14 protein-coding genes are annotated in these 13137 nt (G+C 72.2%); 3 read left to right on the top strand and 11 right to left on the bottom strand.

Annotated features, from left to right (window positions below):
* Positions 1–13 precede the first annotated feature (13 nt).
* Positions 14–373 carry an NADH-quinone oxidoreductase subunit A gene (locus tag ACSU6M_RS19965; RefSeq protein ID WP_007383963.1) on the bottom strand — a complete coding sequence of 120 codons (360 nt, stop codon included), beginning with the start codon at positions 371–373 and terminating at the stop codon, positions 14–16.
* A 716-nt stretch (positions 374–1089) separates the two neighbouring features.
* On the opposite strand from ACSU6M_RS19965, the gene ACSU6M_RS19960 reads away from it, so the two are divergent.
* The gene (locus ACSU6M_RS19960; protein ID WP_437071109.1) at positions 1090–1953 is read left to right on the top strand and encodes a C40 family peptidase; all 864 of its coding nucleotides are present in this window, start codon (positions 1090–1092) and stop codon (positions 1951–1953) included.
* A 205-nt stretch (positions 1954–2158) separates the two neighbouring features.
* Here the strand turns inward: ACSU6M_RS19960 and ACSU6M_RS19955 are convergent, their stop codons facing one another.
* Positions 2159–3496 carry a geranylgeranyl reductase family protein gene (locus ACSU6M_RS19955; RefSeq protein ID WP_437071108.1) on the bottom strand — a complete coding sequence of 446 codons (1338 nt, stop codon included), beginning with the start codon at positions 3494–3496 and terminating at the stop codon, positions 2159–2161.
* A 47-nt stretch (positions 3497–3543) separates the two neighbouring features.
* Here ACSU6M_RS19955 and ACSU6M_RS19950 point away from each other — a divergent pair, with 47 nt between their 5' ends.
* On the top strand, positions 3544–4050 hold the full coding sequence (locus ACSU6M_RS19950; protein ID WP_437071107.1) for a GNAT family N-acetyltransferase: 507 nt from the start codon (positions 3544–3546) through the stop codon (positions 4048–4050).
* 165 nt (positions 4051–4215) lie between these two features.
* Complete coding sequence (locus ACSU6M_RS19945; protein ID WP_437071106.1) at positions 4216–4554, top strand: PASTA domain-containing protein; 339 nt, start codon at positions 4216–4218, stop codon at positions 4552–4554.
* Between the two features lie 32 nt (positions 4555–4586).
* Here the strand turns inward: ACSU6M_RS19945 and ACSU6M_RS19940 are convergent, their stop codons facing one another.
* The 9 genes from ACSU6M_RS19940 to ACSU6M_RS19900 all read right to left on the bottom strand — a co-directional run bounded on the left by ACSU6M_RS19940 (position 4587) and on the right by ACSU6M_RS19900 (position 13123).
* Complete coding sequence (locus ACSU6M_RS19940; RefSeq protein ID WP_437071105.1) at positions 4587–5282, bottom strand: demethylmenaquinone methyltransferase; 696 nt, start codon at positions 5280–5282, stop codon at positions 4587–4589.
* A 65-nt stretch (positions 5283–5347) separates the two neighbouring features.
* The gene (locus tag ACSU6M_RS19935; protein ID WP_437071104.1) at positions 5348–5947 is read right to left on the bottom strand and encodes an imidazolonepropionase-like domain-containing protein; all 600 of its coding nucleotides are present in this window, start codon (positions 5945–5947) and stop codon (positions 5348–5350) included.
* Positions 5948–5950: 3 nt separating this feature from the next.
* On the bottom strand, positions 5951–7147 hold the full coding sequence (mqnC, locus tag ACSU6M_RS19930) for a cyclic dehypoxanthinyl futalosine synthase (protein ID WP_437071103.1): 1197 nt from the start codon (positions 7145–7147) through the stop codon (positions 5951–5953).
* A gap of 71 nt (positions 7148–7218) precedes the next feature.
* Positions 7219–7995, bottom strand: a complete 777-nt coding sequence (locus tag ACSU6M_RS19925) for a prepilin peptidase (protein WP_437071102.1) — start codon at positions 7993–7995, stop codon at positions 7219–7221.
* Entirely contained in the window at positions 7992–10961 is a 2970-nt protein-coding gene (locus ACSU6M_RS19920; protein WP_437071101.1) for a BTAD domain-containing putative transcriptional regulator, read from the bottom strand. Before ACSU6M_RS19920 ends, ACSU6M_RS19925 begins: the two co-directional genes overlap by 4 nt.
* A gap of 120 nt (positions 10962–11081) precedes the next feature.
* On the bottom strand, positions 11082–11660 hold the full coding sequence (locus ACSU6M_RS19915) for a hypothetical protein (RefSeq protein WP_437071100.1): 579 nt from the start codon (positions 11658–11660) through the stop codon (positions 11082–11084).
* Positions 11657–12295: a hypothetical protein gene (locus tag ACSU6M_RS19910; protein ID WP_437071099.1), complete on the bottom strand. Its 639-nt coding sequence runs from the start codon at positions 12293–12295 to the stop codon at positions 11657–11659. The genes ACSU6M_RS19915 and ACSU6M_RS19910 overlap by 4 nt, the downstream gene beginning before the upstream one ends.
* Entirely contained in the window at positions 12288–12824 is a 537-nt protein-coding gene (locus ACSU6M_RS19905) for a hypothetical protein (protein ID WP_437071098.1), read from the bottom strand. The genes ACSU6M_RS19910 and ACSU6M_RS19905 overlap by 8 nt, the downstream gene beginning before the upstream one ends.
* Positions 12821–13123, bottom strand: a complete 303-nt coding sequence (locus tag ACSU6M_RS19900; protein ID WP_437071097.1) for a hypothetical protein — start codon at positions 13121–13123, stop codon at positions 12821–12823. Before ACSU6M_RS19900 ends, ACSU6M_RS19905 begins: the two co-directional genes overlap by 4 nt.
* Positions 13124–13137: the final 14 nt, after the last annotated feature.

Genomic DNA, 13137 nt, shown 5'->3' with positions numbered 1-13137 from the left:
TCTTTTCAGCCCCTCAGTCCCATTCCAGGCCGCCGCGCCGCCATACATAGGCGTAGGCGACGAAGACGGTGAGCACGAAGAGCAACATCTCCACGAGCCCGAACACCCCGAGGGCGTCGAAGGTGACGGCCCAGGGGTAGAGGAAGACGATCTCGATGTCGAAGACGATGAAGAGCATCGCCGTCAGGTAGTACTTGATGGGGAAGCGCCCGCCGCCGGCCGGCGTGGGGGTCGGCTCGATTCCGCATTCGTAGGCCTCGAGCTTGGCGCGGTTGTACCGCTTCGGACCGATCAGCGTGGCCATGACCACGGAGAAGATCGCAAAGCCTGCCCCGAGGGCTCCCAGTACGAGGATGGGCGCATACGCGTTCACCGCTCCTCGCTCCTCTCAGTCGGCACTGACTGCTGGCGGGTTGCACTGGGCTCACAACCGCCCCGTCCGCCCCCTGAACCCCTCGCGTTCCGGGCCAAGATCGAGAACATGTGAAGCAGGTCACAAGCCCAACTGCCTCGCATCTTATGCCCGTGGCTCTGTGATCTGCGACACGGGGTATTCCACAAGCTTTGTGATCTCCACCACCTGACGAAGGATCATGAAGTCGGATGAGCGGTGATCTTCGTACGCGAAGCGTCCGAGTGATCACCAGAGGTGACATTTTCGCTCGTCAGGGCAGCTCAGAGGGGTCGTCTCAATATCAAGACGCTTCCCGTGCATGCAAATTGGCTCTGGACGGGACCGCCTGGTAGTGGACGCCGTTCACACATCAGAGGGAGGGGCGGGGCCGGGTGTGGACGTGTGCACGCGTTCACGAGCGGGGCGGCCTCGCCTGCCCGCGCGAGACGCGGCCGACACGGTGACCGTTCCGTGACCTCCGCCACATCCATGAGAGGGGGATGAGAAGCGGGCTTGGCCAACGGTCGCCAGCAGTGGTAGGCGCGGGGCAATCCGGACGTATCGATGAAAGCCCATGATCACAGGCTTGCAAGGGTGCGTCCGCAATGTCCGTTACGGCGTCAATAAAGAACGACACGCCCGGGATTACGGGGCTCTGCTGAACAACTGTGGCGCAGGACACGTTTCTTGAAGGTATGGAGGAGCCCCTGATACCGATTGCTCTCATGTCCCACACCGCTCACATACGCAGCCACCGGAAGCCCCGTCGCAGCGCGTCGCAGAGTCTCGCGATGCGCGCCGGAGTTGCCGGTGGCGTCCTCAGCATGGCAGCGGCGGGCGCCGCGGCTTCGGCGAACGCCGCCGAGCCGGTGACGCAGACCCTCGAACTGCCCACCCTCACGGCCGACCTGTCCGCCCAGGTCGCCGAGTCCGCGGACGCGACCGAGCTGGCCGCCGCGAACTACGAGCTCGAGGCCGAGCGTGACGCGGCCGCCGCCCAGGCCGCCAAGCAGGCCAAGGCGGACCTGATCGTGGCCAAGAAGAAGGCCGCCGCCAAGAAGAAGGCCGAGGAGGAGGCCGCCCGCCGGGCCGCCGCCGAGGAGGCCGCCTCCCGCGCCGCGGAGCGCGAGGCCCTCGCCGTCGCGTCCGCCTCCGCCGAGAGCTCCGCCGACAACGCCTCCGAGACCGTCTCGGCGCCTGCCAGCGGCTCCGTCGCGACCGTCATCGACTTCCTCAAGGCCCAGGTCGGCGACGCCTACGTCATGGGCGCCACGGGCCCCGACGCCTGGGACTGCTCCAGCCTCGTGCAGGCCGCCTTCCGTCAGGTCGGTGTGGACCTGCCGCGCGTCTCCCAGGACCAGTCGATGGTCGGCACCGAGGTCGGCACCTCCAACCTCCAGGTCGGCGACATCCTGTACTGGGGCGGCAAGGGCTCCGCGTACCACGTGGGTGTCTACATCGGCGACGGTCAGTACCTGGACGCGGCCAACCCGTCCAAGGGCGTCGTCATCCAGGACCTGTCCGGCTACCCGGCGTCGGGTGCGGTGCGCGTGCTCTGAGCCGCGTGGCGCGTCCGCGTACAGGACGAGGTGAAGGGCCGCAGCCGCTCGGGGGCTGCGGCCCTTCGCCGTCAGCCGACGCCTGGAGGGCCGGGGCACCCTCTTGAGGGCATGCCCCCGCCGTCCCCCTTTCGCCCGTTGTGCGCCCTCTGACCGCAAAGCGCCCCCGCACCAGCGGTGCGAGGGCGCTCGACGCCGCGGGGGGTCACGCCTTGGGCGCCACCTTGCTCAGGCCGTTGATGATGCGGTCCATCGCGTCGCCGCCGGTCGGGTCGGTGAGGTTGGCCAGCAGCTTGAGGGTGAAGCGCATCAGCATCGGGTGGGTCAGACCGCGCTGGGCGGCGATCTTCATGACTTTGGGGTTGCCGATGAGCTTCACGAAGGCGCGGCCGAGGGTGTAGTAGCCGCCGTAGGTGTCCTTGAGGACCTGCGGATAGCGCTGGAGCGCCGTCTCGCGCTGGGCCGGGGTGGTGCGGGCGTGCGCCTGGACGATGACGTCGGCGGCGATCTGGCCGGACTCCATGGCGTAGGCGATGCCCTCGCCGTTGAACGGGTTCACCAGGCCGCCCGCGTCGCCGACGAGCAGCAGCCCGCGCGTGTAGTGCGGCTGGCGGTTGAAGGCCATGGGCAGGGCGGCGCCGCGGATCGGGCCGGTCATGTTCTCGGGGGTGTAGCCCCACTCCTCGGGCATGGACGCGCACCATGCCTTGAGCACCTCGCGCCAGTCCAGCTCTTTGAAGGAGTCGGAGGTGTTGAGCACGCCGAGGCCCACGTTGGAGGTGCCGTCGCCCATGCCGAAGATCCAGCCGTAGCCGGGCAGCAGCCGGTCCTCGCCGGGGCCGCGGCGGTCCCACAGCTCCAGCCAGGACTCCAGGTAGTCGTCCTCGTGGCGCGGGGACTCGAAGTACGTCCGGACGGCCACGCCCATCGGCCGGTCCTCGCGGCGGTGCAGGCCCATCGCGAGGGAGAGACGGGTGGAGTTGCCGTCGGCGGCCACCACCAGCGGGGCGTGGAAGGTGACTTCGCGCTTGTCCTCGCCCAGCTTGGCCTTCACCCCGGTGATGCGGCCGGTGCGGTCGTCGACGATCGGGCCGGAGACGTTGCACTGCTCGAAGAGGCGGGCGCCCGCCTTCTGGGCCTGGCGGGCGAGCTGCTCGTCGAAGTCGTCGCGCTTGCGGACCAGTCCGTAGTCCGGGAAGGAGGCGAGATCCGGCCAGTCGAGCTGGAGGCGGACGCCGCCGCCGATGATGCGCAGACCCTTGTTGCGCAGCCAGCCGGCCTCCTCGGAGATGTCGATGCCCATCGCCACCAGCTGTTTGACGGCGCGTGGGGTCAGTCCGTCGCCGCAGACCTTCTCCCGCGGGAACTCGGTCTTCTCCAGGAGGAGGACGTCGAGACCGGCCCTGGCAAGGTGGTACGCGGTCGTGGAGCCGGCTGGCCCCGCGCCCACGACGATCACGTCGGCGGTGTTTTCGGAGAGGGGCTCGGTCACGGCGGGATCTCCCCAAGACTCGAAATCTGCGTGCCGACCGGCACTGGACATGGGCAGTCTATTCAGCAGAATTGATCAACCGGCTGAAGGGCTGCCCCGTGAACCGAGCTCTCCCCGCAGTACGGCTGCGCGTCCCCACCGACGAGGACGCCGTGGCCTGGCACCGGGTCTTCGCCGATCCGGACGTGATGGAGTTCCACGGCGGCAGACCGGCGGAGCTGTCCGTGTACGAGGAGCTGACCGCCCGGCAGCGCCGGCACGACGCCGAACTGGGCTTCTGCCTGTGGACGATGCTGGACGAGTCCGGCGAGGTCATCGGCTTCACCGGAGCCCAGCCGTGGCCGGCGGACTGGGGACCCAAGGGCGAGATAGAGATCGGCTGGCGGCTCGGGCGGGCCCACTGGGGCAAGGGGTACGTCACGGCGGCCGCGCGGACGACGCTGGAACGGGTGCGCGCGGCGGGCGTGGGCGGCGTGGTGGCCATGGTGAACGCCAGGAACACCCGCTCGATCGCCGTGACCCAGCGGCTCGGCATGCGGCTCGCGGAGACCTTCGTCAGCCCGGAGTCGCAGCAGCAGGGGCACTGCTACCGGCTGGAGCTATGACGCAGACAGGAGCCGTGACGCCGACCGGAGCCGTGACGCCGACCGGAATCATGACGCCGACCGAAATCATGACACAGAGTAATCAGTCGCTACAGAAAGCGACTTGACGCTTCCGGACGCCACCCCCGGGCGGTTACCCTTCCAGTACCGCTGGGGGTGACATCTGTGCGCATACCTCACAAGACACCCGATGTGCGCGTGCCGAAACTCGTCGGCCTGATGGCCGTCGACGCGCGCCACGAGGCAGAAGAGCACGGCGTCCTACTGGCCGCGCCCGACCGGCCGGACTTCCATCTCACGGTCGTCGACTACGTCGTCCGGCAGTACCCGCCGCCCGGTGCCGAGGTGCCGCGGGACGCCGTGGTCACCGTGTGGTTCGACTTCGGCGAGGGAGAGGGCGACGGCGGCGGGGGCGTCCGCGAGCCCCGCCTGCCGGGGCCGGGCGGCAGCGGGCTGGAACGCGAGCTGGACGAGCCGGGGGATCCGTACATGGCCCTGCGGTGACGCCCAGGGCTGGTACGGCCCCGGAGCGGCCCTCAGCCCTTCTTGAACCCCCGGTGCAGGGCGACGACCCCGCCCGTCAGGTTGCGCCAGGCCACATCGGCCCAGCCCGCCTTCTGCAGCCGTGCGGCGAGGGCGGGCTGGTCGGGCCAGGCGCGGATGGACTCGGCGAGGTAGACGTACGCGTCGGGGTTGGAGGAGACCGCGCGCGCGACCGGCGGCAGGGCGCGCATCAGGTACTCGGTGTACACCGTGCGGAAGGGCGCCCAGGTCGGCTGGGAGAACTCGCAGATGACGACGCGCCCGCCGGGCCGGGTCACCCGGTACATCTCGCGCAGCCCCGCGTCGAAGTCCTGCACGTTGCGCAGGCCGAAGGAGATCGTGACGGCGTCGAAGACATCGTCCTTGAACGGCAGCCGGGTGGCGTCCCCCGCCGTGAACGGCATCCAGCTCTGGCGCCGCTTGCCGACCTGGAGCATGCCGGTGGAGAAGTCGCAGGGCACGACATAGGCGCCGGCCTGCGCGAAGGGCCGCGAGGACGTGCCCGTCCCGGCGGCCAGGTCGAGGATCTTCTGCGCGGGGCGGGCGTCGACCGCCTTGGCGACCTCCTTGCGCCAGCCGCGCGCCTGCCCGAGGGACAGCACGTCGTTGGTGAGGTCGTACCGTTCCGCCACGTCGTCGAACATCGAGGCGACTTCGTGCGGCTGCTTGTCCAGGGATGCGCGGGTCACGGGTTCATTGTGGCAGCAGGCGGTACGACAGCCCGGAGGCGGCCCCGTGAGGGGCCCTGCGGCGCTCAGCGGCGCCGGTAGACCAGCCGGCCGCCCACCACCGTCGCCACGCACGTCCCCGCGCCCTCACGCACCAGGCCCGCCCGGTCGGGCACGTCGAACACGGCGAACCGCGCGGGGCCGCCCGGCGCCAGGGGCGGCAGCAGGATCAGCGGCCGGGGCGACAGGGACGGCGGCCCCGGCAGCGACGGCGGCCGCTGCCCCACCGCGAGCCCGGCCCGCCGTACGGCGTCCAGCACGGCCCGGTCGCGCAGCTCCCCCGCGACGGCGACGGTGCCGTGGGCGAGGAGCCGCTGCACGCCCCGGCGGGCGCTGGCACCGCGCCGGGAGGGGTCCGCACGGAACAGGGCCTCCGCGCGCGGCCCGGCGATCGGATCGGTGCCGAGCCGGTCGGCCTCGCGCGGGTCCGGGTGGTACGTCCGCTCCAGCAGCTCCGGGCCGTACGGGTTGAGCAGGCCGGGCGTGAGGATGCCGGGCCAGCGGCGCACCCGCGCCTGCGGGCGGGCGGCGGCCAGCTCCTCGTAGGGGCCGACAGCGGCGATGTGCGCGCCGTCGACCAGCACGGCGGCCTCCAAGGATGCCTCAGCGATGTGAAGGGTCAGCACGGCTCAGTTGGCGGCGAGGATCTTCAGCTCGGGGTGCGCGGTGCCGCCCTCGATCGCCGTGGAGGAGATGTGGGAGACCACGCGCTCGTCGACGGGGTCGTTCGCCGGGTCGTCGTGGACGACCAGGTGCTCGTACGTCGTGGAGCGCTGGGCGGGCACCCGGTCCGCGCCCCGGATCATCTCGATCATCTCCATCAGGTTGGAGCGGTGCTTGGCACCGGCCGCCGAGACGACGTTCTCCTCCAGCATGATCGAGCCCAGGTCGTCGGCGCCGTAGTGCAGGGTCAGCTGGCCGGCGTCCTTGCCGGTGGTCAGCCAGGAGCCCTGGATGTGGGCGACGTTGTCGAGGAAGAGGCGGGCAACCGCGATCATCCGCAGGTACTCGAAGATGGTGGCCTGGGTGCGGCCCTTGAGGTGGTTGTTCTGCGGCTGGTACAGGTACGGGATGAAGGCGCGGAAGCCGCCCGTGCGGTCCTGGACGTCACGGATCATCCGCAGGTGCTCGATGCGCTCGGCGTTGGTCTCGCCCGTGCCCATGAGCATCGTGGACGTCGACTCGACGCCCAGGTTGTGGGCCGTCTCCATGATCTCCAGCCAGCGCTCGCCGCTCTCCTTCAGCGGGGCGATGGCCTTGCGCGGCCGCTTCGGCAGCAGCTCGGCGCCGGCGCCCGCGAAGGAGTCCAGGCCGGCGGCGTGGATGCGCTGGATCGCCTCCTCGACGCTGACCTTGGAGATCCGGGCCATGTGCTCGACCTCGCTCGCCCCCAGGCTGTGGATGACGAGCTGCGGGAACTCCCGCTTGATCGCCGAGAAGTGCTCCTCGTAGTACTCCACGCCGTAGTCCGGGTGGTGGCCGCCCTGGAACATCACCTGGGTGCCGCCGAGTTCGACGGTCTCCGCGCAGCGGCGCAGGATGTCGTCCAGGTCGCGGGTCCAGCCCTTGTCGCTCTTGGGCGGGGCGTAAAAGGCGCAGAACTTGCACGCCGTGACGCACACGTTCGTGTAGTTGATGTTCCGCTCGATGATGTACGTCGCGATGTGCTCGACGCCCGCGTAACGGCGGCGGCGCACGGCGTCGGCGGCGGCGCCGAGGGCGTGCAGCGGGGCGTCCCGGTAGAGGTCGAGCGCCTCCTCGGGGGTGATGCGTCCGCCCCCGGCGGCTCGGTCGAGGACGGACTGGAGGTCGGCCTTCTCGGTCACCGGGTGTCCCTTTCGTCAAGGGTTGTGGACGGACGCAAACAGCGTACGCGAGCGGCTCGGCGGGCCCGACGTCAGGCCAGGGACGCCCCGGCCAGCACGCCCAGGTACGCCCCCGCGATCAGGAACGGGCCGAACGCGATCGCCGTCCTGCGGTTCGCGCGCCGGGCGAGCACCAGCGCACCGCCGTAGAGCGCGCCCAGCAGGAACCCGGCGAAGGTGCCGAGCAGCAGCGTCGGCCAGCCGTACCAGCCCAGGGCCGCGCCCGCGCCGAGGGCGAGCTTCACATCGCCGAAGCCCATGCCGCCGGGGTTGATCAGGAACAGCACGCCGTAGCCGGCGGCCAGGGCGAGGGAGCCGAGCAGGGCCGTCGTCCACCGCCCCGCGTGCCCGGGCAGCAGCGCGGCGGCGCCGAGCAGGGCGAGGGCCGCCGCGGCGAGGGGGAGGGTGAGGGGGTCCGGCAGCCGCTTCACCCTGAGGTCCACCGCAGCCAGCAGGACGCCGACGGGGGCCATGAGGAGCCAGACGCCGAGTTCGGGGCGCGCGCCGGTGGCCGCGGCGAGGCCGGCGCAGACGAGTGCGGTGACGGCCGTCAGGGGGAGGACGTTCGGGCCGTACGACGGTCCGGGCGCGGTCTGTGCGACGTACCCGGCGTCGGAGGGGACGGCCTCGCCGGCGCAGTCCGCGCACCGGCCGCGGCCCAGCCATCCCCGCAACGGGTGCCCGCCGGGGCACAGGTCCCGCCAGGGCTCCCCGGAGGGAACCGCGAACCGGTGGACGGCCCGCGGCAGCGCACCGCCCGCCGCCGCACCCCACAGCGCGGCGGCGACGACCAGCAGAACGTCGCTCATCCCACGGCCGCGACGCTGTCGCGCCACGCCGGGAGGAGCTCGTCGAGCAGCGCCTCCGTGCGCGGCGGGAGGCCGCGGGCCCCGCTGCGGCGCAGGAGGTCGGCGGCGAGGGCGGTCAGCCGGGACGGGTCGCCGGTGGCGTGGGTGGCGCGCAGGAGCTCGTTCCACAGGCGCTCGTCGGCCGGGGCGGTGCGCAGGGCGGCGTTCAGGGCCTCGATGGCCTTCTCGGCGCGGTCCTTCTCCAGGTGGAAGGCGGACAGGGCGAGGCCGATGTCGGCGACCAGCAGCGGGAGTTGGGCGTCGACGATCTCGTGGCCGAGCCAGCGGTAGCGGCCCTCGGGCCGGTCGGCGAGCAGCGGGCCGCGCACCAGCACCAGCGCGTCGGTCAGCAGCCGCCCGCGCACGGCGCGGTTGCCGACGCCCCTGCCCTGGGTGGCCTCGTGGTAGAGCGAGCGCAGCACATCCAGGTCGGAGACGACGGACTTGGCGAGGGTGAGGCGGCCGGTGGCGTCGGTGGCCAGACGGGGCGTGCCGTCGGGGTCGGCGCCGAGCCAGTCGCGCAGCCGGTCCAGGAGGGCGTCGCGCACGTCGTCCGTGACGCCGCGCGGCCACAAGGCGGAAGCCAGCACGCGCGGGTGCACGCCCTCGCGGTGCAGGAGCAGCAGGGCGAGGGCCTCGTGCAGCAGGGCGCTGCGGTCGCCGTCGGGCGTGTCCAGGCCGATGATCTCGTACGAGCCGACGAGCCGGGCGTAGACCGCCGGGCGCCCCTGCTCGCTGACGTCGACGAGGAACGGCGGCGGCGTGGTGGTGGGCCCGTCGGGGCCGTGGTCGGGGTCGGCCTCGGTGAACAGCTCGACGACCGCGCGCTGCTGGGCGACGGGCAGCAGCTGGGCGTCGAGTTCGAGGCCGAGCAGCGGGGCGAGCAGCTTGCCCTCGCCGGTGATCTCCATCTCCCAGGCGGCGCCGGGCAGATCGCCGGACTCGGTGCCGACGAGGTAGCCGATGCCGAGGCGGCCGGCGTCGGCGGCGAGTTCGGCGAGCTTGACGGCGTCCTCGGCGGACGGCTCGGCGGCGAGCAGCACCAGGTGCGGGGCCCAGCGGGTGTGCTGGGCGGGGCCGGTGCGGCCGGTGAGCACGGAGTCCTGTCCGGCGGCGCCGAGCGCGCTGCGCCGCTGGCGGGTCTCGGCCTCCATCGTCTCGATCAGATCCTCGATGCCGTCGAGGTGGCGCAGCCGGTTGGGGGCGAGCGGGGTGAGGTCCTCGCCGAAGCCGACGAGGGTGATGGTCATCCGGTCCGACCAGCCGTTGGTGGCGAGTTCGGCGGCGACGGAGGCGAACACGGCGGCCCGGTCGGCCTCGCTCCCGCTGAGCGAGACGATGCCGGGCACGGCCTCCAGGTTGAGCAGCAGCCGGGACTCGTCCATGGTGCCGAGGCTGACCAGACCGGGGTACGGGGCGGCGGTGTCGGCGTCCTCGTAGCGCTCGGCGTCGGCGCGGGCGAGCACCCAGAACGTCTGGTCCTGGCCGAGCTGCCAGGGCGCGGGCGGCTTGCCGGCCGGCTGGGCGAGCTGGAGGTGCAGGGCGCCGTTGCTGAGCCAGGCCGCGTAGACGACGGGCAGCGGCCGGGACTCGGCGGCGAGGGAGGCGGCGAGGCCGCGCAGCGAGCGGTCCAGGAGGTGTACGGCTTCGGGGTCGGCGCCGACCAGGAGCGCGTCCTGGGCGTCCGCGGCGGCGCCGGTCGGGGTGGGCGGCTCCATGCCGCGCCGCCCGCCGACGGTACCGATCGCCGACTGCCACAGCGCCTGGCGGCGGCGCCGGCCGAGGGCGCCGAGGAGGCCGGCGGCGAGGAGGGGGGCGGCGAGGAGGGCTTCGGGGAGGCCGAAGTCGCGGTCGGCGGCCGCCGGGGTGGCCTGGTCTTCCTGGTGCCGGGGGGCCTCGGGCGCCGGGGCGGGCGCGGGGGCGGGGGCGGGGCGCTGCTCGGGCAGGGACACGCGCGTGTCGCCGTGAGCGCCGCCGGGCTGCCGCTGCTCGGCGTGGTCCCCGGTCTTCGCGTAGTCGCGGATCTGCTGCCGGACCTCGGGCGAGACGCCGGCCGCCTCGTCGGGCATCTCGACGAGCTCGCCGCCGACGGCGTCGCCGGGCATCTCCATGATCCAGCCGGGCCGGATGAGGCTGGCCTCGGACAGGCGGGAGCCGTCGGGCTGCACACGGTCCTTGTTGAGCTGGTAGATCTCCTTGTAGCGGCGGCCGTCGCCGAGGTGGCGTTCGGCGACCTCCCACAGGGAGTCGTGGTGGCGGCCCTCGGGCGGCTGGATGCGGTAGTACTTCGTGTCGCCCTTGCGTGCGGTGCTGCCGCTGTCCGCGTGGGCGGCCGCGTCGGTGGCCTGCTCGGCGAGGGCGGCCGCGGCGGAGGCGGTCTGCTCCTGCTGCTGGGCGAAGAGTCCGGGCGTCTGCTGGGCCGCGGCGACGGTGGGCCGCTGGTTGCCCTCCAGGTTCTGCCCGAGCTGCGACAGGCCCGGCGTGAGGGAGGCCGCCGTCGCGCCGACCAGCAGCAGCGCGGCGACCAGCTGCCGGGCGAGCAGCTGACTGGGGCCGGCGCCGGGCACCCGCCCCGGTACCCCTACGCCGGACACGGCGGCCTTGACCTCGACGAGCACGCACGCGGTGAACTGCGCCCACGCCAGCCACACGATGACGGTGAGGATGTTCAGGAACGTCCCCACCGAGATCTCGCGCTGCAGCCAGTCCAGGCTGGGCGCCCCGTCGGGCAGCGGCCACCCGATCTGGGACGCCAGCCCCAGCGGCACGCCGAAGACCAGCGTCACCAGCGCCACGAACGCGAAGAACGCCTTCACGAAGTCCCCGAACGTCCGCCGCCGCACACGTATCGGCTGCGGGGTGCGGTTGCGCGGGGTGTCGGGGCTTCCCGTCGAGCTTGACGAGCTTGAACTGCGGCGTCGCGGCATGGCGGGTGTCCTGGGGTGGGGTTCGGTGGGTGTACTGGGCGGGTTACTGAGCCTACCGAGATCTTATGAATCGGGTTGTCGGCGCAGAACTCCGTAACCGGAAGCACAACCGCCGCTTCATCACTTGCTGTTCGTTAGGTCCGGTTTGCCCTGCCTGCGGGGGTGGTGTCTGTGCAGGATCTTCACGCGGGAGGCGGCACGGTGACGGACCACCCGCTCCACTCCTCCAGTTCCTCCAGCTCCTCCAGCTCCTCCAGCGCCGCCAGCCGCCGGACCCCGGCCCCCGGCCGTCCCGCGCGGGACGAAGACCGTGCGCGGGGCCGACGCGTTCATGAGCGGCTCCGGCGCAGGGCCCGCCGGGCGTCCTCGGCGGCGTACGAGAGGCTGAGCCACCAGCTCCCCACCTTGCCCCGCACAGCCCACGGCACGCAGGGCGTCGTACAGCTCGGGGGTCAGCTCCCCGTTGAGCCGGGCCACGTGCCCCGCCGCCGTGAACGCGGACCCCCGCCGACCGGCGTCCGGCAGCCGCATCGCCCTGAGGATCCGCGGCGCCGCCTCCGCCGGCGGGCAGTTCAACGCCAGCCCGATCACCGCCGTACCGAGGTGGTCACGACCGCTCTCGTACGCGGCGTCCCACGCCTCGGGGTCGTCGAGCGCGAGCAGGCCCTCGCCGCGGTCCCAGTCCCAGGCGGACGTCACATGATCAGCTCCTCCAGCATCCGGTCGTACGCACGGAATCCCGCCCTGCCGGTCTCGGGCGCGTCGGAGGCAGGGCTGAGGATCCCGGGCAGGTGGGCGACCCGCCATATCCTGAGCGCGGCGTCCGGGCCGCATCCGCCCGCCGGGTCGGCCAGGCCGCAGGCGGTCGTGAGGATGGCGGCGATCCTGGGCGCCCCGTGCCCGGCGTCCGTACCTGCGGCGATGGCCGCCGTGATCAACGCCTGGAGGAGCGCGGTCAGTTGCAGATCCGCCGCCATGCGGCACATCCGCCGCACCGCCGACGGCTCTTCGAGCTGCGACAGGGGCCGGGGCACGCCGGTGACACCCGCCGACCAGAGCAGCAGGTGGGCGGCGGGCACCTCGTGGTCGCGAAGCCACCCCAGCTCATCCACGACGGCCATCGCGTCGTCGCCGAAGCGGCAGACCGAGCGGATGCCCTTGAGCAGGCGCTCCACATCGGCCCGTCGGTGAGCCAGGAAGTCGTGGACGGAGACATCGGCGAGCCGCCAGGTGCCGGTGGCGTTCACCGCACCGACCTCCACGATTCCGCCGAGCGGCGCGAACACGGCGCGGGCGAGCGCCACTTCGGTCATCGGGGTGACGTGCTTAGTCATGCCGCACGCCGCCGGGAGTCGGTTCCGTGGCGATGAGGTGCTGGACCTGCCAGCGCGCCTCCTCCCAGCGGGCGCGGCAGGCGGCAAGCCGTTCGTCGGCGCCGTCGGAGCACCGTTGCGCGTGCCAGCGCCCGGCCTTCGCCTGGCACTTACGGGCGATGTCGAGGCAACGCAGCAGGCTGCCCGGCTGGTATCCGGCCTCCTCCTCCACCATGCGCTGGGTGCCGACCCGCGCGGCGTCGAGAACCAGCCCCGCACCTGGAGCGAGCACATGCCGATTGCCCTCCCACCGCGCGGCAACCTCCAAGAGCCGCTCCTGTGCTGTGAACAGCCGCGGATGGCCCTCGCCGAGGTCGATCGCCTCATGGGCCGCCGCGACCAACTCCCTGCACGCAGCCGACACAGGCGCCGCGATCTCGTCCCGCTGGAGGTCGAGGACGTGGTCGGCGAAGTCCAGGGCCAGGTGGGCGGCACGGGTGTCATCGACCTGTTCAAGCAGGTCGGCCAGAAGGCGGGGAACGACGATCACTGCGCCTCCAGCGTCCATACCCGGGAGCCCGCGGGCGGTGCCGGCCGCACGTCCCACCGGGAGAGATCCTCGCAGGGACCGCTGTACGGCAACTGCCCGTCCCGAGGCTCGAAGTAGAGGCCGTAGGCCCAGTACTCAGGCAACTCGTGGCACATGAGATCGGGATAGGGATCGAGCGCCATTCCTTCGAAGGACGCGTTGATCCTGGCCACTGCTTCAGCGCGGGAGACATCAAACCGGCTGACCAGCACGTCGGCAATCTCCCGGAAATAGTCAAGCATCCCCTCGTCGAGATCCACGAGGAATTCCTCAG

The sequence above is a fragment of the Streptomyces sp. enrichment culture genome (genome assembly GCF_964272895.1).
In the GTDB taxonomy this organism is placed as follows: Bacteria; Actinomycetota; Actinomycetes; order Streptomycetales; family Streptomycetaceae; genus Streptomyces.
This window is presented reverse-complemented; position numbering and strand designations above follow the sequence as displayed.